The sequence below is a fragment of the Mucilaginibacter sp. OAE612 genome, from assembly GCF_041806395.1.
GTDB classification, from domain to species: domain Bacteria; phylum Bacteroidota; class Bacteroidia; order Sphingobacteriales; family Sphingobacteriaceae; genus Mucilaginibacter; species Mucilaginibacter rubeus.
Genome location: NZ_JBGMUW010000001.1, coordinates 5,276,288 through 5,299,819 on the forward strand (window position 1 = coordinate 5,276,288; position 23,532 = coordinate 5,299,819).

Genomic DNA, 23,532 nt, shown 5'->3' on the forward strand with positions numbered 1-23,532 from the left:
TCAATATGGCAGTAAACAAATGGTATCCGGTTTACACCAACCCACGAGCCGAAAAAAAGGCATATGATGCATTAGTGAGCAAAGGCATTAATGTTTACCTGCCACTGCACCGTCAGCTTAAACAATGGAGCGACCGCAGAAAATGGGTTGAGGAACCATTGTTAAAATCATACCTGTTTGTAAATATTGCCGAACAAGAGCAGGCCGAAGTGTTAATGACCAAAGGTATTGCGCGGTTCCTTTATTTTTCGGGCAAGCCTGCAGTTATGCCTGATAAGCAGATCCATGAACTTAAATTACTCATGGCAAGTCCATATGAACTGGAGGTAACAGAGGAAGACCTGCAGCCGGGCGAGAAGATTATCATCAGAGCAGGTGCACTAAAGGGCATGACAGGCGAAGTTGTATCACGCAGATCGCAAAAACAACTGATATTACGACTGGAAAGTATTGGTTACTCCATTATCGTTAATGTTGCTGCATCGCTCATTGAGCGGTTTTAAAATAAAAGGAATTGTTTTGGACAACAGATAATATTTCATTATTTGCGCCGAAAATTCAATAAATAGACAGCTTGTGCCCTGCAACACAAGTAATTAATAACTAATTAGTTACAAGATATCAATGTAACTTACGGGGCGAAGCTATGAAATTTAATGAACAATGTGCCGTATAGCAGGAATCGTTTCTGAAAAAATATCCCAAAACGAGATCAGGAATAGCGTAAAATTAATGTGCCGCGCGTTACAGCATGGGGGGCCGGATGATGAGGGCATATTTGAAGATGAAAAAGCCAGCCTTGTTTTCGGTCACCGCAGGTTATCAATTATTGACCTCAGCAGCAACGGGCATCAGCCCATGGCAGATGTAGGTCAAAATGCATGGATCACCTTCAATGGCGAAATTTACAATTACCCCGAATTAAGACAGGAATTGCTAAGATCAGGAGCACAATTTAAGTCAGGCACCGATACCGAAGTTATACTCCAGGCCTATCTTAATTGGGGCACCGCGGCTTTTGCAAGGTTCAGGGGTATGTTTGCTTTTGCCTTATATGATGTTGGCAAAGCCCTGACTTACCTTGTACGTGATACCACCGGTATAAAACCGCTATATTATTCGGCTGCAAACAACGAGCTTTGTTTTGCATCTGAAGTACGGGCATTTAAACAGTCGGGACTGAATATCGAAAAAGATCCGGACTGGCCGGTAAGGCTACTGGCATTTGGCCATATTCCTGAACCCTATACCACATTAAAAAATGTATTCAGCTTGCCCAAAGGACATTTTTTATGCTGGGACCACAGGAGCGCGGGGTATACTTTAAGCAGATATCATATTGATGGTTTGCAAAGTGTAATAACCGATAAAAATGAAGCGCATCGGATAATCTACAATGCACTTAGTCTGGGTGTGAAAAGGCAATTAATTGCCGATGCACCCATAGGTGTATTTTTAAGCGGGGGGATTGATTCAAGCCTGCTCACACTCCTGGCCAATCGGCAAAAAAAAGAGCAACTTAAAACCATTTCTATATTTTTTGATGAAAAAAGTTATGATGAACGCAGCTATCAAAACATCATTAACAATAAAATAAATGGCCAAAACTTTTCACACCTGGTAAAACAATCAGATTTTGAAGCGGTTTTTTCGCAAATTATTGGTGCTATGGATATGCCTACCACTGATGGCATTAACAGCTGGTTTATTAGTAAATATGCCCATGACGATGGTTTGAAGGCCGTATTATCAGGTGTGGGCGCCGATGAACTTTTTGGAGGTTATCCCTCATTTAACCGCATAAAATATCTTGGCTATCTGCGTAAACTGCCATCATGGATGTTAAAAATATCCGGTCATTTTTTGCCTGATCATTATAAGAGATTGGCATTCCTCGCTGTTAACCATCCCGTAGCTGATTACCTGGCTTTGCGTGGATTATTTTCATTGGCTGATGTTTCTGCTTTACTGGATACAAGCATTGATCATATTAATGATGTATTGTTCGGCGCAGCTTTGTCGCCCGCACCACACGGTTATAATAACGAGCATGCAGAATGGTTTGAAACGCATTTCTACATGCAAAACCAATTGCTTAGGGATACCGACATAATGAGCATGAACCATGGTCTTGAAGTCAGAGTTCCGTTTTTGGATGAAGATTTTAATCGTGCAGCCCGGAATATCGCACCAGCCATCAGATTTAATAAACGCCAGCCGAAAAAACTTCTTATTGAAAGTTTCGACAACCTTATTCCGCCCGAGGTTTGGAACAGGCCTAAAATGGGTTTCACATTCCCCTTACAAAAATGGATGAAGGAGCACCAGCTAATTAGCGATACTGATAATTACAAAGGGAAAGCGGCACAAAATGCTATAAAACAGTTTAAAAACGACAGCATTCATTGGTCAAAGGCTTTCGCCTTGTACCAGGTTCAAAATGATGGCTAAAAATGTAATTCTTTTTACTTTACAAACATTTAGCACTACCGGCGGCATCCAGAAAATGACACGCACACTTGGTCATTCCTTGCATCGTGCTGCCTTAAAAAACAATTGGAATTTTGAGCTTTGGTCGGCTTATGATAAGCAGGATGACCTGATGGCGCAATATTTACCTTCTGCAAATTTCAAAGGGTTTGGCATAAACCGGGCAGGTTTTGTTTTAGAAACCATTGGCCATTCCGCAAAGCCCCATGTTGCTATATTAAGTCATATTAACCTGGCTATCATTGGCCTGTTAATTAAACTGATTAACCCTAAATGCCGGCTATGGCTTGTAGTACACGGTATTGAGGTTTGGCGTCCACTTTCGTTTTTAAAGCGCCTGATGCTTAAACACTGCGACAGCGTAATTTGTGTAAGTAATTATACCAAACAGCAAATGATAAAAAGGCATAACCTGAATGCAGATAAATGCATTGTCCTGAATAATGCCATTGACCCTTTTATGCGTTTGCCCAATATCTTCACGAAGCCACAAAAACTGTTGCGCAGTTATGGTTTAAACCACGATGATTTTATCATATTTTCGTTAACACGCATGGCATCTACCGAGCTATACAAAGGGTATGACCAGGTAATTAATGCTCTGGGGAGCCTTAAGTCAAAATTCCCGCAAATAAAATATATACTTTCGGGCAAATATGATGAGCAGGAACACATCCGTATAAAAGAATTAATAGCGGCGCATGATGTAAGGGAACAGGTAATTTTAACCGGCTTTATTGATGAAGCCGAACTTACCGACTATTTCCTGCTGGCCGACCTGTTTGTTTTACCAAGCAAAAAGGAGGGCTTTGGCATTGTATTTATTGAAGCCCTTGCCTGCGGCTTACCCGTTATTTGTGGCAATGCCGATGGTAGTATTGACGCCATCCGGAACGGCGAACTGGGAGAAGCCATTGACCCGGACAACCTTACCGAACTTAACAAAGCAATAACAAAGCATTTGCAAAAACACTTAGCTGCTGATACCCGCAAAAGCTTACAGGAAAAATGTTTAAGCCATTTTAACGAGCGCGATTATATGACCAAACTTGAGCAGCTGATAAATGACTGATTTGCATCCTGAAAAATGGGACATCGAAATAAATGCGAAAGGCAGCTTGCTCGACCTTAAGCTTAAAGAGGTGTGGCATTACCGCGACTTGCTTGTGCTACTCGTTAGGCGCGATTTTATTTCCTTTTATAAGCAAACCATTTTGGGCCCGGTGTGGTTTTTTATTCAGCCGGTTATTACTATCCTGTTTTATACCCTGATATTTGGCAATTTGGCCGGCATCCCGGTTGATGGCCTGCCCAAGCCACTTTTTTACCTGGCCGGCACCATCATTTGGAACTATTTTGCCGATTGCCTGAACAAAACGTCAACTGTTTTTAAAGATAATGCCGGTATACTTGGCAAGGTATATTTTCCAAGACTTATTATGCCCTTAAGTATTGTGCTTTCAAACTTGATCCGTTTCGCGGTTCAGTTTCTACTTTTCATAATCCTGTACATCATATTTATCTTAAAGGGCGAACATATTATTCCCAATATAGCAGCCTTGCTGCTGCCATTACTCATTATCATGATAGCATCATTGGGTTTAGGCTTAGGTATGATCATATCGGCTGTTACCACAAAATACAGGGATATAGCGTTTATAGTGGCCTTTGGCGTACCACTTTTAATGTATGCAACAACGGTTATATACCCTTTATCGGTGGCACAGGCTAAATATCCTAAATACAGCTGGCTTATTAAGTTTAACCCCATTACGGCCATAATTGAAACGTTCAGGTATGGCTTTTTAGGCAAAGGAAGCTTTAACTGGGAGCTGTTAGCTTACAGTATCGTTAGTACTATTGTAATACTGCTTACAGGCATAGTAATATTTAATAAGGTTGAAAAAACTTTTGTTGATACTGTATAAATGAGTAAGGCAATAAAAGTTGAAAACTTATCAAAAGCCTACCAACTAGGCGATTTTGGTACGGGCACTATCTCCCGCGACCTGGAGCGCTTTTGGGCACGTCTGCGGGGTAAGGAAGATCCTTTTTTAAAAATAGGCGAAGTGAATGATCGTACCATCAAAGGCGAAAGTGATGTGGTATGGAGCTTGAACGATATTAATTTTGAAGTTGAACAGGGCGATGCTGTTGGCATTATAGGCCGCAACGGAGCAGGTAAAAGCACCCTGCTTAAAATTTTAAGCCGTGTTACCTCTCCTACTACCGGCTCGGTAAAACTAAAGGGCCGGATAGCCAGTTTACTTGAAGTAGGCACAGGTTTCCACCCGGAACTGAGCGGGCGGGAAAATATTTATCTCAATGGTGCCATACTGGGGATGCGCAAGGCCGAGATCAAACAAAAGTTTGATGAGATCGTGAGCTTTTCGGGGGTTGAAAGATACATCGATACGCCGGTTAAGCGTTACTCGTCGGGAATGTATGTACGGTTGGCCTTTGCGGTGGCTGCGCACCTTGAAAGCGAAATTTTGATAGTAGATGAAGTACTGGCAGTTGGCGATGCCGAGTTTCAGAAAAAATGTCTCGGTAAAATGGGACAGGTGAGCAAAAGCGAAGGGCGCACGGTTTTGTTTGTGAGCCACAATATGGCCGCTGTGAAAACATTATGTAACCGGGGCATTGTACTTGCCAACGGACAGCTAATATATGAAAACCGCCAGCTTGAAGCCGTTAGCTTTTATCAAACCAATAATAATACCCGGGCAACATTTGAGCATCATGGTGATCTAAGCTCAGCGCCGGGAAATGAAAATATAAGGGTGCTTAAATTTATTATCCGCCCGCTTACGGGCGACAGTATTTCCATTTCGACAGGTGTTAGCTTTGAGATGATCTTTTTTAATCAAAAGGCAGGCATTAACCTCGATGCCACATTTGAGTTAAAAAACAGCGATGAGATTCCTGTATTTCATAATGGCGTACTTATATCAACCAATAACGATTCAAAAACCGGCTTGTATACGGTTAAGTGTACTATCCCGCCAAACCTGTTGAATGCCGGTAATTATTCATTCAAGTTAATTTTCGGTGAAAATCAGCGCTACCTGTTATTCGGTGCTGATGACTTTATCGGGTTTGAGGTTGAAAATGAAAGCAAGGGGAGTAACAGTGCTTTAGCTCCGGGTGTAATTCACCCTAAACTTGATTTTGATATCAGTTACCAGGCATAACAGCATATGGAAGGCCCGCGCATCATACAATTACCCAAGTTTTTAGACGATCGGGGGAACCTTTCTTTCATTGAAGAAAACAACTCCCCTCCTTTGCAATGCGTAAAATTTTAATTGTAAATGGCCATCTGGTTATAGGCGGTGCCGAAAAGCTCGTCTATGAATTGGCTGTTTTCGCCCAGAAAAATAACATTGCCCCAACCGTTCTTATAATTGATAACTACATCAGGGAATACTACGATCCGATATTTAAGCAAAAGAAAATAAAAGTAGTACGAACCAGGCTCAGCACCATACGAAACTTCAGGGCTCCTTTAAAAATGCTAAGGTCAATGTACTGGTCGCTTAGGTTAAAATATTTTGCCAATAGTGTATATGATAGTGTTCATGTCATCGGTTTGCATAACATTTACAGGGCAAAAGATTTCATTAATCATAGTAACCGGTTTTATTGGCATGTAACCAATGCAGCACAGGGTGCTTACAACTATCCCGAAAGCTACTTCGATAATCCCAATGATACGCTGGTTTGCATCAATCAATACCAGGAAAATGAACTCGACAGCCATTACGGGAATGATGTATTTAAATGCAAAAGGGTTTTATTCCCGCTTTTTTTGAATGATTAATTTAAACGTCGTATCACGCATCTCTGATGATAAGAATTATTTTCCCGATCTGTTAGAAACATTGCACTTGTTAAAAAATAACGGGATCACTGATGTTCATATACTATTTATAGGTACCGTATATAGCCCGAAAGTTTACCAAAACATTCTTGATACGGCCAGCCGTCTTAATGTCTCTTCAAACATCGCGTTTACAGAAAGGTCTATCCCGATGAATGAACTAAATGACGAAATAAAAAGCGGATATTTTATCAACTTCACAATTGGTGAATTTACCGGCTACTCAGGTCTGGAAAGTATCAAAAACGGATTTAAGACAATTTTTTATAACGTTGATAAGTCGCTTAAAAATGAGCACAATGACTTAATCACCTACTGTCACACGCTTGATGAACTAACGGCCCTGATTATAAATATCAGCCGGGAGCAGGCTCTTATAAACAAAGAAATTACAGCTTGTAACCATGATATGCTTAACAGGTTTGTACTAAACAGTACCAAGAAGCAGCAATTGCTTTCTATGATGTTGCCAAAACATTAATTATTAAACACATTAGCCCAAATGAGTAAGGTTGCCTTGATAATTATTTACAACCACCAGTACAATAAAAACATACCTGTTTTAGAAAAAATTTATCATAATAGATTTACCAACATCTACCATTTGGTTCCTTTTTATACCGGCGATTTATCCAATGTAATTTCTGTTTATGAAAACTCATTCTACTTTCAGGGATATGTTACCCAGAGCTTGGGTTCTTTTTTTGACGATAAATATGATCACTATTTTTTCGTTGCAGATGATCTGCTGTTGAACCCCGCAATAAATGAGAACAACTATGCGGGCTTTTTTAAACTAAAAGCCGGCACATGTTTCATCCCTGAGCTTATCAACCTGCATGAAACCGACCTAAACAAGCGTTGGGAAAGGGTGGCCGATGGCTTTAATTATAACATAGAATTGAGTGGTGTTGAAGCGAAAAGCTTTCTTCCCGATTACAACACCGCTTTAGCTATATTCAATAAGTTTGGTTTATCGGTAGGGCCTTTGAATTTCAGGCAAATTTGGGACGCCCCAAAAACACTGAAAGACTGGTTTACAATGCCACTGCGGGAAGTATTGCGCTATTTAAAAAACCTGATCACTAAACAACAACACCATCTTCGGTATCCTGTGGTTGGTGGTTATTCAGATGTGTTTATTATAAGTGCCGATACCATCAAACAATTTAGTCATTATTGCGGCATAACAGCCGTAACTAAATTGTTTGTGGAGGTTGGTTTGCCTACCTCGTTAGTATTATCGGCAAATGAAATCGTTACCGAAACGGACCTTAACTTAAAAGGTTTCCCATTGTGGACAGCTCAAGATTATACCATACTCGATAAATACAACAATAGCCTTACCGATCTTGTAAATAATTTCCCGGAAAATTTACTTTACATCCATCCCATTAAACTTTCTAAATGGAAAGCCTAAAAAAAGCAATTGTAATAACATCAATATTTGAACCAACAGAGGCCGTCGTTTCTTTTTCAAAACTGTCCGATTATCACCTGATAGTAGTTGGCGACAAAAAGTCGCCCAAAGATTGGCACTGTGATAATGTTGAATATCTTTCTGTCGACCGGCAGGAAACATTACCATATCAATTATCAAAAGTGCTGCCCTTTAACCATTATTGCCGTAAAATGCTCGGTTACCTGGCGGCCATTGGGCAAAAAGCAGCATATATAATTGATATCGATGATGACAATTACCCAAAGGAGAATTGGGACTTTCCGGTATTTGAGAGTGAATTTGACATGATAGACGGGCCTGCAGGATTTGTTAATATTTACCAATACTATACAAAACAAAAAATATGGCCCCGCGGGCTCCCGCTCGACCTTATCAATACCGATTTTCAAATTGAAAAATTTACTTCAAGACAGAATTGTAACGTTGGAATCTGGCAGGGCTTAGCTGATGAAGACCCTGATGTAGACGCGATTTACCGCTTAACAGATAATACCCCCTGCTATTTTGATGACAAGCCACCCATTGTTTTAAACCGTGGAACGGTTTGTCCGTTTAACACTCAAAATACCATAATACGGAAAGAGTTATTTGCGTTGCTTTATCTTCCAACATATGTAACATTCCGCTTTACGGATATTCTTCGTGGTTTAGTGGCACAGCCAATTATGTGGCTTTATGGTTATCAGCTTGGTTTTATCAATGCCACGGTTGTGCAAAAAAGAAACCTGCATAATTATATGGATGATTTCACATCAGAGATACCCATGTACCAGCATTGTAGTAAAATAGTGGATTTAGTAACTACTGTTATATCTGCGGATAATACCATTGAGGTTAATCTGCTGAATGCATATAAAGCATTGTTAGAAAATAATATAGTTTGCGAAAAGGAAATAATTACACTGGAAAGCTGGCTCGCAGACATCACATCGCTCCAATAAAACAATCAAGTCGGGAAAAAGCCGAGCAGTCATATATTTTACCCCATCAATAATTTGAGTCCCGGTATATCTGTCATAGTTTGCTGTTACAATAGCAGCAAACGGCTTCCCTTAACCATTAAACACCTGGCCTTACAACAAGCAGCTGTTAAGTGGGAAGTTATTATCGTTGATAACGCCTCAACAGATGGGACAGCTACCACAGCTGCGGCCGAATGGGAGAAATACAAGTTGACCAATGTTCCGTTCAGTGTTTTGAGTCAACCGATTGCAGGATTAAGCCATGCGCGAGACATGGGCTTGAGCTATGCCCGGTATGAATACCTTCTTTTTTGCGATGATGACAATTGGCTTTTCGACGATTATATTGAGCGTGCCTTTAAAATCATGAACTGTGATAGCCAAATTGGTGTATTAGGGGGATGTGGAGTTATAGAAGCTGAACAACCAGCCCTAATTTCTGAAGATCTACTGAAATTCACCACGGTCTGGGGCCCTCAAATATGGGCAGCCGATAGCCATTGGGTTTATGGTGCCGGGGCTGTTTACCGGAAAAGTATCCTGCTTGAACTGAAGAACGCCAATTGGAGGCAGGTAACAACCGGCCGGATAGGTAAAAAACTGCTTTCGGGCGAGGATGTTGAGATTTGCCTGATGAATTATTTGATGGGCTATAAGATCATCGCCGATGATAACCTAAAGTTTAAACACTTTGTTCCCCATCAAAGGCAAAATATCAACTATATATTAAAGGTTGCATTTTGGTTAAATTACAGCAGCGTTTTGCTCAATGGCTATTTTGCACTGGTTAATGATAATAAACGGCCTATCGAACAGATCATAAATCACGATCTGCTTTCCGCAGCAAAATCCTTAATCAAGTTAACGGTTAACTTGTTTTATCAAAAGGTTATCAGATTCCGGCCTGTAAGCGTCGAACAAAAAATCTCATACTACCAAAAATCTGGCCAGCTCAAATCGCTGTTAACAAACAGGCAACTGATAAAAAATCAGTACCAGCATATAAAACAATTATTAAAAACTGTAAAAACAGCCCAGGCTTTCACAAGCTATTAAGCTTATGGGATATTCCGTACCGATACTTTTTTTAATATTTAACCGCCCGGCTTTTACAGAAATGGTTTTTGAAGCCATAGCTAAAATTAAACCTAAATACCTTTATATAGCTGCCGACGGACCAAGACCTGATAAACCCGATGACATCGACCTATGCGCTAAAACACGTTCGGTAATTGAGCGCATAAACTGGGATTGTGAAGTTAAAACACTATTAAGGGATAAAAACCTCGGCTGCAAATCGGCAGTTAGCGAAGCCATCAACTGGTTTTTTGAAAATGTTAACGAAGGCATCATTTTAGAAGACGACTGCCTGCCCGATAGAACATTTTTCCCCTTTTGCGAGGAGCTGTTGACAAAATACCGTTTTGACGACAGGGTAATGTCAATATCAGGTTCAAATTTACTAACCGATGGCTGGAAAAAAGATGCCCAATCATATCATTGGGGGCATGGCGGTATCTGGGGTTGGGCCACCTGGAAACGTGCATGGAAACTTTATGACATAGAAATGAAAGACTGGCCCAAGCAGCAAATAAAGGATAAGGTTGAAGCTCAACTTGGTACTACCGACTGGTTCCGTAGTTATTACGGCATGTTTGAATCATCCTTTAACAAATCATTAAATACCTGGGATATTCAATGGTTCTATAGCATTCTGATCAACGGTGGCATGGCCATTAATCCTTGCGTAAATCTTGTAAAAAATATCGGCTATGGGAATGGGACACATACGCATTCGGCAGATGATGCTATTGCCGATCTGCCATTGGGCACAATGACATTCCCGCTAAAACATCCTAAAAAAATGCTTTTGGATATCGCTTATTTAAAACAGGTTTATGCCCGGCTTAACAAAAAATACAAAAGTTCTGTTATACGCAGGGCGCTTCAATTTTTTAAGATAGCATAATGAAACAATTCATAAAACGGTTATTGCTTGGCCTTTTTGAAAAAATAAACCTTGTCCATTTAATTTACCTGCTTAATGAAAAACAGGCAAAACGCAACATTCAGTTAAGCATTACCGATCTCGGGGCCACTTTTTATCCGGAGGCGGTGGTTTCGAACTCGCTCGACAAATCAAGAATAGTGGTTGGCAAAGGAACCCATATCCGGGGGATGCTCAATATATTTAAATACGGCGGTAGAATTGTGATTGGCGAAAACTGCTACATTGGCGATCACACCAGGATCTGGTCGGGCGAAAGTATAACCATTGGTAATTTTGTGCAAATCTCACATAATGTAAATATTATGGACACAAATGCGCATGAGCTTGAAGCCATTGAAAGGGCCGAACGATGGATGCACCTGGTACAAAACGGGCACTGGGCCGATAAAGGCAATGTACACACTGCACCGATAATAATTGATGACTATGCCTGGATCAGCCTGAACGCTGTAATTTTAAAAGGCGTTACCATTGGCAAAGGCGCAATCGTAGCAGCAGGAGCAGTGGTTACTAAAAATGTTGAACCATTTACCATGGTTGCCGGCAACCCGGCACAATTCATAAAAGCATTACCACAGCAATGAAAATACTTGTCATAGGCTCCAAAGGATTTATCGGTTCGGCCTGTTACAGCTATTTTAAAAATCAGCCAGGTTATGAAGTGTATGGCGCTGATGTAATGGTAGAATATGACGATCCCAACTACTTTTTAATTGATGCCACCAATGCCGATTTTAAGAAGGTATTTCATGAGCAACAGTTCAATTGGTGTATTAACTGTGCAGGGGCTGCGTCAGTGCCCGAATCATTCAATAACCCTGAGCGCGATTACCTGCTAAACGTTCATCACCTCGTGAGCATCCTCAATGCCATAAAAGAAGGTAATGGCAATTGCAGGCTCATCCAATTGTCAAGCGCGGCAGTTTACGGTAATCCGCAAATGCTACCTATTGCAGAATCTCATGCGCTTAGTCCGCTCTCACCCTATGGTGTACATAAAAAACAAGCCGAAGAGCTTTGCCAGCTATATCACGATCATTTTAGCTTAAATGTTCATATCTTCCGTGTGTTTTCCGCATATGGAGCCGGTTTGAAAAAGCAGTTGTTTTGGGACCTTTACAAAAAATCGCAGGCTCAAACAAATATCACATTGTTCGGTACCGGTAACGAAACACGCGAATTTATTCATGTTACCGATATTGTAAACGCCATGAACCTGTTTATCAATGCCGACAAGCCCGGGTTCAGTATTACAAACATTGCTAATAATAATACCATCACTATAACAACAGCAGCCGAAACTTTTTTGAAATATATAGGCTTTAGCGGCGGTTTGTCATTTACAGGCACCAACCGCGTTGGCGATCCGTTATACTGGCAAGCCGATAACAGCCTGCTAATTAGCCTGGGCTACCAACAAAAAGTAAATTTTGACGATGGTATTAATACCTATTGTAAATGGCTAAAAGGAAAAGAATAGGACTAAGCTACACCTACAACGAAAACTGGATAGGCGGTACTTACTATATCGAAAACCTGGTAAATGCGTTAAACGCCCTTAATGATGAGGAAAAGCCGCATATTGTTTTACTTACCGATAGTTACGAAAGTTTTTGGACCGCGCAGCAAAAATTCAATTATCCTTATATCAGCTTTCAGTTGGGTTCGGGCGAAGCAAACAAAGGTTTCCAATTACTAAACAGGATAACAAACCGGCTGTTTAAAATCCGTCTGTTTAGCCAGAAAATTAAAGCCCTTGACGCTGTTTTTCCTTATTATAAAAGTGAGCAACAATCGGCTGCTAAAAAGAAAATATATTGGGTAGCTGATTTCCAGGAACATTTTGCCCCTGAATTTTTCAGTGAAGATGATATTGCCTCGCGCCTGCAAAACCAGCAGGAAATTCAAGCCTCGGCCGGGCATTTAATTGTGAGCAGCAATACCGCGCTTGGACATTTCAAATCTATTTTCCCTAAGCATACAGTTAAGGTAAGCGTTCTGCCTTTCGCGGTAGCACATCCTTCGTATCAGGATATCAACATCAAATTACTGCTTGAAAAATATCGGTTACCCGCACGTTATTTTATCTGCCCTAACCAGTTCTGGAAACATAAAAATCAGCTGGTAGTTCTAAAATCAGTTAAAGAACTAAAGACGGAAGGCATTGAAATTACCGTAGCTTTTACCGGTAACACCAACGACTACCGAAACCCACATTATTTTACAGAGATGAAGGCGTTTGTTGAAGACAATAACATCGGCAACAACGTTAAGTTCCTGGGTTTTATCGACCGGCGTGATCAGCTTCAGTTGATGAATAATGCCATTGCCATTATACAGCCTTCGTTGTTTGAAGGCTGGAGCACTGTTGTGGAGGATGCTAAGCTAATGAATAAATTTTTACTGGTTTCAGATATTGAGATCCATAGGGAGCAACTGGTTAACAGCTCGGCATGCTTTTTTAATCCCCATAATGTTAACCAGTTAGCGCAACTGCTTCAGCAGTCCAGTGAACATCAAACCCCTCCCCCGCTCTTTGAAAGTAACACTTATCATGAAAGCGTTAAAAAATTTGGCCGAACATTTCTGCAGATCATTGACTGAACAAAAAACATGACCCTTCCCGATCTTCAGTTATACCGTTCAAACTTTATTAATAAAGGCGTTCAATTGCCCCTGCCCATAGTAGCCGGTACCGAAAACGGATTATTGCACCAGTTACCCCTACCTCCGTCCGGTAAAACCGGATGGCCCTGGGATGAGGAGGTTGCGCCAGCTATTTATGATAACAGAATAAACTGGCCTAAGCTTACCATCGTAACCCCATCATATAACCAGGCCGATTTTCTGGAGCAAACCATCAGGGCCGTGCTTCTGCAAAATTATCCCAACCTGGAGTATATCATCATTGACGGCGGCAGTACCGATCAATCCAAACAGATTATTGAAAAGTATGCCCCATGGATCAGTTACTATCAAAGTGAAAAAGATAGCGGGCAAAGTAATGCCATTAATCAGGGGTTCAGTCTTTCATCGGGCCGGTACCACGCCTGGATCAATAGTGATGATTACTATCTTAAAGGTGTTTTCCATAAGGTGTTAAATAAATTTATGAGCACCAAAGCAGATTTTATATACGGTTACGGGAACGACTACAATGTGCTGTCGGGCAAAACAACCACAACACGGGTATTGCCTTTTATTGATTATTTTATCAAGATTCCGAGTCTCGTACAGCCCTCCACTTTTTGGAGTGCCTCCATTCATGAACCCGTTTGGGAGGAGCTTCATTGCTCCCTTGATTTTGAATTATGGCTCAGGCTGGTAAAAGGACACAGCAGGGCATTGATCAAAGAGCCGCTTTCCGTTGCCAACGTGCATGACCAGGCCAAAACTCATTCACCAAAAATGAAGGTGCAATGGGAGGCCGATCATCAGAAAATATGGGCGGCAGATGCTCACGGCACTGTTCATGAATGGAAGAAAATTGTTTTTTTTAACAGGATCAGGATCAAATTATATAAGGTATTTGGATATTACTCATGATGTTACTAAAAAGAAGTACAAACAAGTTCCTGAGGATCTTATTCCGTTTCTTTAACGAAACGTCCCTTCCTTTTAAAAGTAACCGGATTTTAATTGTAAGACTTGATGCTCTTGGCGATTACATTCTTTTCAGAAACTATGTAAGATGTATCAAACACGCACCAAAATTTAAAGGCTATAAACTGACGCTCCTTGGAAATATAGGATTTAAAGATATAGCCGAGGCATATGATAAAGATATTATTGATGAATTTATTTGGATAACGCCCTCGATAATTTATGATATAAATGAAAAAATAAGGTTATCATTTGCCTTTAAAAAAAAAGCATTTGATATCTTAATCAATCCGGTTCATTCAAGAGTATTGCACACCGACGAGTTTATATCCCAACTTGGAGCCAAACAAAAGATTTGCAGCAGCGGCGATTATACTAATATGGAATCATTAGAAGAATTAAAACGCTCTTATAAATTTTATGACAGTATTATAGATGTGCCCGGAACTGATTATTTTGAATACCTGAGAAATCGCAAATTTATTGAAACCCTTACAGGTCAAAGAATTGATACCGCATTAAATTTGCCAACCAAAAGTAAGCTAATCGAAAAAGAGGCTTTGCAATTGGTAATATTTCCCGGTGCGGGCCAGGAGTATAGAAGGTGGGGAACAAACTTATTTGCAACAGCAATTGATTCCATAATGGCAAATTCAACATTTAAAGTTACGGTTACAATTGCGGGCTCATCTGCAGATTCATGCCTGGCTACGGAAATAATATCACAATCAAAAAACAAAGAAAAAATTGAGGATAAAACCGGTAAAACTAATCTTGTCGAATTAATTGAACTTATCAACAATGCAGATTTACTAATTTCAAATGATACCAGTGCTATACATATAGCTGCAGGTACACAAACTACCGCAATTTGTATCTCTAATGGCAACCATTTCGGTCGTTTTGTCCCCTATCCCTTAACCATTGCAAACAATATATACACGTTTTATCCTTCTGAAGAGTTTAACAATAAAGATAATTATGCGTTACTCAACGATTTATACAAGCGCGGCTCCAACCTGAATATCAACAATGTCGATCCTATAATTATCAGTAATAAGGCAATATCAATTCTTAATAATGCAAGCTAAACCAGGCGCTGACGTCAAAATTATTGTAAACTAAATTATATATCTGCTTTTTTAAATGCTTTTTAACTCCCTGTTGTTCCTTGTATTTTTTGTAATTGTAACCATTACATATTACCTGCTCCCACATAAATTAAGATGGATGTGGCTTTTAGCCGCAAGCAGCTATTTTTACATGTACTTTAAGCCGGTATACATCCTCATCATTCTGTTTACCATTATTGTTGATTATTGTGCCGGTATCCTGATAGAAAAAGCCACAGGCAAAACCCGCAGGTTTTATCTCATTTTAAGCCTGATCACCAATATTGGTGTACTGGCCTTTTATAAATATTTCAACTTTTTGGCCGCGAACCTGAATTTGCTATCTGACACATTCCATGGCCCGCAATTACCATTGCTTGATTTTATATTGCCTATTGGCTTATCGTTCCATACATTCCAGGCTATGAGCTACACCATTGAGGTTTACCGGGGTAATCAACCCGCCGAGCGTCACTTTGGCCTTTATGCCTTGTATGTAATGTTTTACCCGCAAATGGTAGCAGGCCCAATTGAACGGCCCCAGCATATTTTGCCCCAGTTACATCGGGTGAACAATTTCCGAAGCAGTAACTTGATAACTGGTTTATTTTTTATGGCGATGGGCCTGTTTAAAAAAGTGGTGATTGCCGATAGACTGGGCCTTTACGTCGACCCTGTTTTCAATAATCCGCATGGTCATTCGGCACTTGAACTGCTCGTAGCTACCTATTTTTTTGCATTCCAGATCTATTGCGACTTTAGCGGGTATTCGGATATCGCGGTTGGCACGGCCCTCGTTTTGGGTATCGAGCTAATGCAGAATTTTAACTTGCCCTATCTCGCCTCCAATGTTTCTGATTTTTGGAAACGCTGGCATATCTCACTTTCCACCTGGTTTCGTGATTATTTGTATATCCCGTTGGGGGGCAGCAAGATTAATTTCCGGGTAACCTGCATTAACCTGCTTATCGTATTTATGATAAGCGGCCTGTGGCATGGCGCCAACTGGAAATATCTTGTTTGGGGCCTGATTCATGGTTTGCTGCTCGTTGCTTACCAGTTATTCAACAAGTACGATATCGGGATCAAAGGCTTTACCTTCCTGAAATGGCTTTTCACTTTTAACCTGGTTTCTCTTGCCTGGGTGTTTTTCAGGGCAGCTACAGTATCCGATGCTTTTTATATTTTAAGTAAAATATTGGCCGGTAAAGGATTTACCTATTCGGCCGGTAATTTGATGTCTGTCCCTGAACTTTGGTATTGTGCCTTTATTATCATTATCCTGCTTTTAGGCGAACGTTATCTGCGAAAAGCGAAAGATTATTCAAACACAACAAAGGCGGTCATTATAGGCGGGCTTATCCTTGCCTGTTACTTTTTAGGGATCTTTAACGAAGCTCAGTTTATTTATTTCCAGTTTTAATGCGTAAGGTTACCAGTTTATTCATATTGCTCATTAGTGTTGCGTTGCTGCTTAGTTCCATGAACCGGTCATTCATCAATAAATTATATTTTGACAAATATTTCAGCCACATTTATTCCAAAACAACAAAGGAAACCAACTGGTATAAAGCCTTTTTTTCCTATTCGGACAAGTGGCGCTATGGCGATCTTTACGGCATGTCAAATCTGCCTCAATACAAATTTGAACTCGAACTTTTTAAACACTACAACCCCAAACCCGGCAGGCAAAACACCAATAGGGTATTATATATTATAGGCGACAGCTTTTTGGCAGATAAAATACTTTACGGCGCTTTTGATGCATTTGATAATGTAATTTTCCTTGATCGTCGTTTTGCCTTCGGTCCAATTAAACTGGATAGTACCAAACAAAACTATCTCATAATGGAATTTGCCGAGCGTAACCTGGTCAGCTATGATATCAGCAAAACAGATGAAACAAGGTGGACAAATAATGAAATTAAAAATGGCCTAAATTTTAGTAATGCCCCCCGGTTGGGTAACCAACCGCCGGCAGCATCTATTTTTGAACGGGTAGGCAATGTCATCTTTAACAAGGATCTAAGCCGCAATCTCGAACTAATTCTTTTTGATAATAAACTGGCGACCTCTTTCAAAGAGATCAAAGCATCACTCAACTATAAACTTTTTAATCGCGTAGCCAAAGAGGTAACGGAGAGTACTGATAAAAAAAGACTTTTTTATAATATTACCGTCGATACCGCCAGTTTACAGTCAGCATTCAAGCCTAAAACCGGGGCCGCTTTAGATTCTATAGTCCGCAATCTGGATATTGCACGCGATTATTATCGGGCTATTGGCTTTAAAAAGGTTTTCCTTTCAGTGATCCCAAATGCGGTTTCAATCTATGACGATAAACGGATGCCTTATAATCATCTGTTAGAAAGAGTTGAGCAAAAAACTGATCTTCCTGTAATACCATTATATAAAACTTTCAAAGCCGAGAAGCGCAATCTCTTCTACCGCAGTGACACGCACTGGAACCCGCAGGGCTTGGATACCTGGGTAAATGAAGCGGACAAGGTATTAACATCAAACCTCAATTGAAGCCATTTTTTTCCATCGTCATGCCGCTATATAATTGTGAAGGCACGCTACAGCAGGCATTAGATAGCATCACCCGCCAGACCTTTAAAAACTACGAACTGATTTTGGTTGATGGTGGCTCAAATGATAATACACAGTATATTATCAGCAATTTAAAAAAAGTAGGCAATCATAATATGCTGTTTATCTCTGAACCCGACAAGGGCATTTATGATGCCATGAATAAAGGAATTGATATGGCGAGCGGTCAATGGCTTTACTTTATAGGGGGCGATGATACTTTCAGCAACTCCACGGTGTTGGGTCAGGTTCATCAGGCCATTCAAAATGAACCTGCCGATCTTGTATATGGTAATGTGGTAGGTGCTACATCAAAAACAAAATATGCGGATGATACTATTGATAAAGTATTATCACGCGGCATCCATCACCAGGGCATTTTCTATAAACGCGGGATATTTAATTACACCGGTAAATACAACATAAAGTTTAAGGTGGCTGCTGACTACCATTTAACATTGAAAGTATTTTGTAACCCCGTATTTAAAACCAAATACATCAATCTGGATATCGCGCGTTTTGGCGAGGCTGGTTTAAGCTCATCAACTTATGACTATCGTTTTTTCAGTTATCATTATAAGTTTCTGTCAACACGTAAAGCCCTCGGCAATATCAATGATAAAGCCACATGTTTGCAGCAATCAATTTACTGCTGCCTGTGGCTGGCGAAGGAAAAACAAAGTATAGCTTTTGCCTGGTTCAATATTTTATACTACATAACTGGGTTAAACGGGCTGAGCATTCCATTCAGGTTTAAAACATTTTTAAGAATGATGTACTGGAGTATGAAAAGGTAAGATGATAATACGCTTAGCTGTTGGAAGCCTCAAAGCAATATTTTGAAAAACCGAATTAAAACTATAAAATCAACGCTGTTTTACTTTTATAAATACGGTATACCATCCTATATCATTGCTTTTGGCGAATCGCTGGGCGATAATCTGCTGCTCACTGTATTAAGCCGGGAGCTCTACGGGCGCAGAAATAAAAATATTTGGGTAAAAAGTAACCAACAACAACTCTTTGAGCATAATCCGAATATCAAACTTATTTTACCTTTTGGGGCATTATTATCGGGTATGCTTCTTAAAGCCTTCAACGTAAAAACTGTTTTTCCAAAATACACAGTTTATCATCCCGAAACCGACGGCGACGAAATACCCGAAAAGCATATCATTTTAAAAATGGCCGATGATTTACAGCTTAAAGGTAAAATAGATCTTAAGCCCGTTTTAATTTTAACTGCTAATGAGCTGGAAGCAGCGCAGTGGGCAAAAAACCATATCGTAATAACAACATCCGGCTCAGCAGCATTGTTCCCGATGGGTAATAAAGAATGGGACATTAAAAAATATCAACAGGTTGTTGATCTGCTTTGCCAAACCCACAAATTCATCCAGTTAGGTTCTCAAACAGATGCGCCGCTGAAAAACGTTATCGATCTGCGCGGGAAAACTACTATCCGGCAAACAGCAGCCATATTAAGTAATGCCGCCCTTTTGGTATCACACGTAGGGTTTATGATGCATCTGGCACGCGCAGTCGACTGCCGGTCGGTAATCATATATGGTGGGCGCGAAAGGCCAGACCAATCGGGGTATATCAGTTTTAAAAATGTATACTCTGCGGTTGAATGCTCACCATGCTGGTTACATAATACCTGCCGTTACGATAAAAAATGCATGCAAATGATTTTACCTGGCACAGTTGAGGCGGCTGTAATAGAACAGTTGGCTTTAATTAACGAACCTTTACCTGCCGATATCTTATATAATGGCTAAATTAAGCGTAATCATCCCTACTTATAACCCGGATACAGCAAGATTACAGCAAACGCTTTCGGCCTTAAAAAGCCAATCACTGCCTGCCAACCAATGGGAGTTAATCATTATCGACAATAATTCATCTAACAATTTCCGGCAGCAGCTTAATTTAAGCTGGCACCCTGCCGTTCAAATTATAGATGAAACAAAGCAAGGTTTAACCTATGCCCGGCTTAAGGGTTTCAATGAATCAACGGGCGATATTATAGTAATGGTTGATGATGATAATATGATTGAAGGCGGCTATCTTGAAAAAGCCCTTAGTATATTTGGCCAAAATCCCAAAGTGGGCGCTATAGGTGGTAAATCAATCCCATTGTTTGAAACTAACCCTCCCGAATGGCTGTGGGAATTTTACGGAAGCCTGGCCCTGCGCGACCTTGGCGATACCCCCTTAACAGCGGCATGGAATAATCAATATCCAACAGCTGCACCCATAGGCGCAGGGATGGCTATAAAACGCGAAGCGCTATCATCCTATTTGGAAAAAATAACACAGGGCAAAAACAACATCAGCGATAGGTTGGGTAACTCCTTAAGCTCCGGCGGCGATAACGATATTGTGCTCGAGATCCTTAAAGGCGGCTGGCAGGTTGGTTATTTCCCTCAGCTCATACTACAACATATTATTCCTGCTCAACGTATGCACGCAGGTTACCTTGCACGTTTGCTTAACAATACCAATAAATCATGGGTGCAGCTACTGCAAAGCCACGGTATAAACCCATGGCAACAAATTACAAAATCGGGGGCTACATTACGGAAAGCTAAAGCCTGGTTTACCTACAAAGCATGGAAAAATGCTGCGGCATATATAAAATGGCAGGGCGCATGTGGTATGTATGACGGCCTTATAAAGAACAACCATGCTCAATAAAATAAGCAATTCACTGGCTTATCGCTTACCAGTACTTTACAGGAGCTTACTTAAATATAAGCCCCTTGTTGTAGGGCAGCCCAAAGCATCATCGGCTTATACTGTACTTATGATGACAGGCAAAAGCATCATAGATATGACGCGCCTGGCCGTATATTCTATTGCAAAATATTGGGAAGAGATTCCCAAACTGATCATCGCATCCGACGGATCGTTATCTCCGGAAGAAATCAAAAGTAAATTTAAGTTTTGGCCGGGTGAGCTTATTGTTAAGCACTGGCAACAAAGCGCGGTATATCATCAGGGCAAAAACAGGATCAATCTTTTAAACTATGCCGAGAGCCATGTGCTTGGCAAAAAATTGGCTGTGATACTTCACCAGGCCGAGATCCAACCTGTAATATGGATAGACAGTGACATACTTTTTTACAAGGATTTTAAAAAATATATTTCCCCAACATAACGGGTTTGTTTGCGGCGGAAGCCAGGAGGGACACTCAACTTATGATGACCGCGTTTTGAATTTCTACGGTAATAACCTCTATGATACTTATACCTTCAGTTCGGGCTTATTAATTATTTATGGGCCCAGAATTTGCGAAGACTTTCGGCTGGAGGAATTATTGTTTCACGTAAGTAACTATGTGCATTATTTTACCGAACAAACTATTTTTGCTCATATAGCAAGTTCATCAATTGGAATACCCTGGACAACAAAGATTATAAAAAACGATCACCAGGATAGCCAACAGATTAAGCCTATGAAAAAAAAAGGCATCGTGGGCAGGCATTATACTGCAAACGTCCGACATTTATTCTGGCGCGACTCGTTGTTTAATTTATAGCTTTCCTTGTTACAACAAGTCATTAATTTTTTATACCGCAATCCGCGTTCACAATTACAAAAATTCAGGCGTTTTGGTGGCTATTTCAATTACCGAAACATAATGAACGGGCGTAGGGAGATGGAACAGCGTTCGCTTGAGTTGCCCCCGGTAGTTTCACATACTAATGGGTTGCCGATTTACTTTTTAACAGGTAAAAACTACCTGTACCAAACGCTTTATTGCATCCAATCGTTAATTAAGTCAACTGCTGCGCAATTTAAATTCATATTGGTTGATGACGGCAGCTTTAATGCTGAACTGGTGGAGAGGGTAGCAAAACAGCTGCCCGGCGCACAGGTAATTACAGTGAAGCAAATCAGTGAAAACCTGCAAAACACATTGCCCGAAACACGTTATCCGTACCTGCATAAAAAAAGAGCAGTATATCCTCACATTAAAAAACTAACCGATGTGCACACCATCCCAGGCGATGACTGGAAACTGGTACTGGATTCGGACATGCTTTTTTGGCACGAACCTGCAGATCTGGTCAAATGGCTTAACGGTCCGCAACAGCCGCTGCATATGCTCGATTGTGTGGAGGCCTATGGCTATTCTCAGCAATTAATGGAACAGCTGGCAGGTTCAACTGTAAAACCATTGCTTAATGTGGGTGCTATCGGTTTAAAAAGCGAAGCCATTGACTGGGACGAGCTGGAAAACTGGGTTAAAACACTGGAGGAACTGGAAGGTACTTCTTACTATTTAGAGCAGGCGCTCTCGGCCATGCTCATAGGCAATACCGACGCTACTGTTTTAAAAACCGGAGATTATATTGTTAACCCCAGCCCGGATCAGATCAAAAACAAAACAGGCATTCTTCATCACTATGTAGACCTTTCAAAAGAAGGTTATTTTAAACAAGCCTGGAAACACTTTTTATAGCCCGTGACCTTAGGTAAAATAGCATACAAGTATTTTTTTAAACCCACCTTTTCGGTAAGGTACCATATCAGTCATTTCGGGCTGAAAGGTTGGCTCAGCATGCAGCGGGGCGAGCGGCAAATGAAAAAAGCAGCGCTGAAGTTATCCCCGGTAACATTATCTTCGGATTATAAATTGGAGGTAAGTTATCTTACAGGTGCTAAATACTGGCACCAAACTATTTTTTGCGCCTATTCCCTTGCCAGGTTATTGAAAGGCCATATACGCATCAATGTTTATTCAGACGGCACTTTAAGCCCGGAACTAAGCGGATTTATCATCAAGGCGCTCCCTAATGTCAATATCATTAGCATTAAAGACCTGAACATACAAATTGACGAAGTATTGCCTGAAAAGGATTTTCCGCTGCTAAGGGCCTTACGCGAAGAGAACGCATTTTTCAGGAAACTGGTAGATATGCGCATCAACAATCGTTATATCATACAGTTAGATAGTGATATGCTGTTTTTTAATGAGCCGAAAGAACTGATCGATGCTTACAGAAACAATGAAAACTACTTTATGCAGGATACCATACCTGCTTCTTATTATGTTTTACCAGAGGATGTTATCAGCAAGGACCTGAACATTTCCATGTGCAAAAAGATCAACAGTGGCATTCTTGCCTACAATTCATCAAAAATAGATTGGCATTTTGTTGAACGTACCTGTGCATACCTTATGAAAAATGTACAGAATGTTCACCCCCCCATGTTTGAGCAAACACTAAACGCAATAATTATATCCTGGCTGGAGGGGAAGCCTTTAAACCAGCCGTACCGGATACTTTACGCCGATAAAAACGAAAAAACAAATTCGTCTGATATTGTTCGTCATTATATCTTTAAGGCTAAACTGCCTTATTTTACTACTGAGTGGAAAAAAGTAATCCGATAGTTTCAGTCT

At 40.5% G+C, this 23,532-nt stretch carries 24 protein-coding genes; all 24 read left to right on the forward strand.

Going from position 1 to position 23,532, the window contains the following annotated elements:
• Positions 1-5: 5 nt before the first annotated feature.
• Positions 6-503 carry a UpxY family transcription antiterminator gene (locus ABID99_RS21770; protein WP_090529947.1) on the forward strand — a complete coding sequence of 166 codons (498 nt, stop codon included), beginning with the start codon at positions 6-8 and terminating at the stop codon, positions 501-503.
• Positions 504-663: 160 nt separating this feature from the next.
• The gene (gene asnB / locus ABID99_RS21775; RefSeq protein ID WP_176625111.1) at positions 664-2,451 is read left to right on the forward strand and encodes an asparagine synthase (glutamine-hydrolyzing); all 1,788 of its coding nucleotides are present in this window, start codon (positions 664-666) and stop codon (positions 2,449-2,451) included.
• Positions 2,441-3,562 carry a glycosyltransferase family 4 protein gene (locus ABID99_RS21780; RefSeq protein WP_176625113.1) on the forward strand — a complete coding sequence of 374 codons (1,122 nt, stop codon included), beginning with the start codon at positions 2,441-2,443 and terminating at the stop codon, positions 3,560-3,562. The genes asnB and ABID99_RS21780 overlap by 11 nt, the downstream gene beginning before the upstream one ends.
• Positions 3,555-4,418, forward strand: coding sequence for an ABC transporter permease (locus ABID99_RS21785; RefSeq protein ID WP_176625115.1), 864 nt, complete (start codon positions 3,555-3,557; stop codon positions 4,416-4,418). The genes ABID99_RS21780 and ABID99_RS21785 overlap by 8 nt, the downstream gene beginning before the upstream one ends.
• Positions 4,419-5,684 (forward strand): polysaccharide ABC transporter ATP-binding protein, encoded by a 1,266-nt coding sequence (locus ABID99_RS21790; RefSeq protein WP_373615092.1) that lies wholly within the window; start codon positions 4,419-4,421, stop codon positions 5,682-5,684.
• Positions 5,685-5,782: 98 nt separating this feature from the next.
• Entirely contained in the window at positions 5,783-6,313 is a 531-nt protein-coding gene (locus tag ABID99_RS21795) for a hypothetical protein (protein WP_188834428.1), read from the forward strand.
• Positions 6,306-6,854 (forward strand): hypothetical protein, encoded by a 549-nt coding sequence (locus ABID99_RS21800; protein WP_373615093.1) that lies wholly within the window; start codon positions 6,306-6,308, stop codon positions 6,852-6,854. Before ABID99_RS21795 ends, ABID99_RS21800 begins: the two co-directional genes overlap by 8 nt.
• Positions 6,855-6,875: 21 nt before the next feature.
• Positions 6,876-7,793, forward strand: coding sequence for a hypothetical protein (locus ABID99_RS21805; protein ID WP_176625123.1), 918 nt, complete (start codon positions 6,876-6,878; stop codon positions 7,791-7,793).
• Positions 7,781-8,776, forward strand: a complete 996-nt coding sequence (locus ABID99_RS21810) for an STELLO glycosyltransferase family protein (protein WP_373615094.1) — start codon at positions 7,781-7,783, stop codon at positions 8,774-8,776. Before ABID99_RS21805 ends, ABID99_RS21810 begins: the two co-directional genes overlap by 13 nt.
• A 54-nt stretch (positions 8,777-8,830) precedes the next feature.
• Positions 8,831-9,853 carry a glycosyltransferase family A protein gene (locus tag ABID99_RS21815; protein ID WP_373615095.1) on the forward strand — a complete coding sequence of 341 codons (1,023 nt, stop codon included), beginning with the start codon at positions 8,831-8,833 and terminating at the stop codon, positions 9,851-9,853.
• Between the two features lie 4 nt (positions 9,854-9,857).
• On the forward strand, positions 9,858-10,766 hold the full coding sequence (locus ABID99_RS21820; protein WP_373615096.1) for a hypothetical protein: 909 nt from the start codon (positions 9,858-9,860) through the stop codon (positions 10,764-10,766).
• Positions 10,766-11,392: a DapH/DapD/GlmU-related protein gene (locus ABID99_RS21825; protein WP_373615097.1), complete on the forward strand. Its 627-nt coding sequence runs from the start codon at positions 10,766-10,768 to the stop codon at positions 11,390-11,392. Before ABID99_RS21820 ends, ABID99_RS21825 begins: the two co-directional genes overlap by 1 nt.
• Positions 11,389-12,288, forward strand: a complete 900-nt coding sequence (locus ABID99_RS21830; RefSeq protein WP_373615098.1) for an NAD-dependent epimerase/dehydratase family protein — start codon at positions 11,389-11,391, stop codon at positions 12,286-12,288. Before ABID99_RS21825 ends, ABID99_RS21830 begins: the two co-directional genes overlap by 4 nt.
• Positions 12,267-13,412, forward strand: coding sequence for a glycosyltransferase (locus ABID99_RS21835; protein WP_373615099.1), 1,146 nt, complete (start codon positions 12,267-12,269; stop codon positions 13,410-13,412). Before ABID99_RS21830 ends, ABID99_RS21835 begins: the two co-directional genes overlap by 22 nt.
• Positions 13,413-13,421: 9 nt before the next feature.
• Positions 13,422-14,354: a glycosyltransferase family 2 protein gene (locus ABID99_RS21840; protein ID WP_373615100.1), complete on the forward strand. Its 933-nt coding sequence runs from the start codon at positions 13,422-13,424 to the stop codon at positions 14,352-14,354.
• Complete coding sequence (locus tag ABID99_RS21845) at positions 14,351-15,502, forward strand: glycosyltransferase family 9 protein (protein ID WP_373615101.1); 1,152 nt, start codon at positions 14,351-14,353, stop codon at positions 15,500-15,502. Before ABID99_RS21840 ends, ABID99_RS21845 begins: the two co-directional genes overlap by 4 nt.
• 55 nt (positions 15,503-15,557) lie before the next feature.
• Positions 15,558-16,946: an MBOAT family protein gene (locus tag ABID99_RS21850; RefSeq protein ID WP_129569966.1), complete on the forward strand. Its 1,389-nt coding sequence runs from the start codon at positions 15,558-15,560 to the stop codon at positions 16,944-16,946.
• Complete coding sequence (locus tag ABID99_RS21855; RefSeq protein WP_090529997.1) at positions 16,946-18,055, forward strand: hypothetical protein; 1,110 nt, start codon at positions 16,946-16,948, stop codon at positions 18,053-18,055. The genes ABID99_RS21850 and ABID99_RS21855 overlap by 1 nt, the downstream gene beginning before the upstream one ends.
• On the forward strand, positions 18,052-18,912 hold the full coding sequence (locus ABID99_RS21860) for a glycosyltransferase family 2 protein (protein ID WP_373615102.1): 861 nt from the start codon (positions 18,052-18,054) through the stop codon (positions 18,910-18,912). Before ABID99_RS21855 ends, ABID99_RS21860 begins: the two co-directional genes overlap by 4 nt.
• A gap of 42 nt (positions 18,913-18,954) precedes the next feature.
• A complete protein-coding gene (locus tag ABID99_RS21865) occupies positions 18,955-19,896 on the forward strand; it encodes a glycosyltransferase family 9 protein (RefSeq protein ID WP_188834437.1) in 942 nt (313 codons plus the stop codon).
• Positions 19,889-20,815 carry a glycosyltransferase gene (locus ABID99_RS21870; protein WP_373615103.1) on the forward strand — a complete coding sequence of 309 codons (927 nt, stop codon included), beginning with the start codon at positions 19,889-19,891 and terminating at the stop codon, positions 20,813-20,815. Before ABID99_RS21865 ends, ABID99_RS21870 begins: the two co-directional genes overlap by 8 nt.
• Positions 20,805-21,278: a hypothetical protein gene (locus tag ABID99_RS21875; protein ID WP_373615105.1), complete on the forward strand. Its 474-nt coding sequence runs from the start codon at positions 20,805-20,807 to the stop codon at positions 21,276-21,278. The genes ABID99_RS21870 and ABID99_RS21875 overlap by 11 nt, the downstream gene beginning before the upstream one ends.
• A 484-nt stretch (positions 21,279-21,762) precedes the next feature.
• A complete protein-coding gene (locus tag ABID99_RS21880; protein ID WP_373615106.1) occupies positions 21,763-22,587 on the forward strand; it encodes a hypothetical protein in 825 nt (274 codons plus the stop codon).
• Positions 22,588-22,590: 3 nt separating this feature from the next.
• Complete coding sequence (locus tag ABID99_RS21885; RefSeq protein WP_373615107.1) at positions 22,591-23,523, forward strand: hypothetical protein; 933 nt, start codon at positions 22,591-22,593, stop codon at positions 23,521-23,523.
• Positions 23,524-23,532 lie beyond the last annotated feature (9 nt).

Bases quoted from the DNA above. Each gene is read 5' to 3' on its own strand.
- ABID99_RS21770 (WP_090529947.1), top strand. From the start codon at position 6: ATGGCAGTAAACAAATGGTATCCGGTTTACACCAACCCACGAGCCGAA.
- asnB (WP_176625111.1), top strand. From the start codon at position 664: ATGTGCCGTATAGCAGGAATCGTTTCTGAAAAAATATCCCAAAACGAG.
- ABID99_RS21780 (WP_176625113.1), top strand. From the start codon at position 2,441: ATGATGGCTAAAAATGTAATTCTTTTTACTTTACAAACATTTAGCACT.
- ABID99_RS21785 (WP_176625115.1), top strand. From the start codon at position 3,555: ATGACTGATTTGCATCCTGAAAAATGGGACATCGAAATAAATGCGAAA.
- ABID99_RS21790 (WP_373615092.1), top strand. From the start codon at position 4,419: ATGAGTAAGGCAATAAAAGTTGAAAACTTATCAAAAGCCTACCAACTA.
- ABID99_RS21795 (WP_188834428.1), top strand. From the start codon at position 5,783: ATGCGTAAAATTTTAATTGTAAATGGCCATCTGGTTATAGGCGGTGCC.
- ABID99_RS21800 (WP_373615093.1), top strand. From the start codon at position 6,306: ATGATTAATTTAAACGTCGTATCACGCATCTCTGATGATAAGAATTAT.
- ABID99_RS21805 (WP_176625123.1), top strand. From the start codon at position 6,876: ATGAGTAAGGTTGCCTTGATAATTATTTACAACCACCAGTACAATAAA.
- ABID99_RS21810 (WP_373615094.1), top strand. From the start codon at position 7,781: ATGGAAAGCCTAAAAAAAGCAATTGTAATAACATCAATATTTGAACCA.
- ABID99_RS21820 (WP_373615096.1), top strand. From the start codon at position 9,858: ATGGGATATTCCGTACCGATACTTTTTTTAATATTTAACCGCCCGGCT.
- ABID99_RS21825 (WP_373615097.1), top strand. From the start codon at position 10,766: ATGAAACAATTCATAAAACGGTTATTGCTTGGCCTTTTTGAAAAAATA.
- ABID99_RS21830 (WP_373615098.1), top strand. From the start codon at position 11,389: ATGAAAATACTTGTCATAGGCTCCAAAGGATTTATCGGTTCGGCCTGT.
- ABID99_RS21835 (WP_373615099.1), top strand. From the start codon at position 12,267: ATGGCTAAAAGGAAAAGAATAGGACTAAGCTACACCTACAACGAAAAC.
- ABID99_RS21840 (WP_373615100.1), top strand. From the start codon at position 13,422: ATGACCCTTCCCGATCTTCAGTTATACCGTTCAAACTTTATTAATAAA.
- ABID99_RS21845 (WP_373615101.1), top strand. From the start codon at position 14,351: ATGATGTTACTAAAAAGAAGTACAAACAAGTTCCTGAGGATCTTATTC.
- ABID99_RS21850 (WP_129569966.1), top strand. From the start codon at position 15,558: ATGCTTTTTAACTCCCTGTTGTTCCTTGTATTTTTTGTAATTGTAACC.
- ABID99_RS21855 (WP_090529997.1), top strand. From the start codon at position 16,946: ATGCGTAAGGTTACCAGTTTATTCATATTGCTCATTAGTGTTGCGTTG.
- ABID99_RS21870 (WP_373615103.1), top strand. From the start codon at position 19,889: ATGGCTAAATTAAGCGTAATCATCCCTACTTATAACCCGGATACAGCA.
- ABID99_RS21875 (WP_373615105.1), top strand. From the start codon at position 20,805: ATGCTCAATAAAATAAGCAATTCACTGGCTTATCGCTTACCAGTACTT.
- ABID99_RS21880 (WP_373615106.1), top strand. From the start codon at position 21,763: ATGAACGGGCGTAGGGAGATGGAACAGCGTTCGCTTGAGTTGCCCCCG.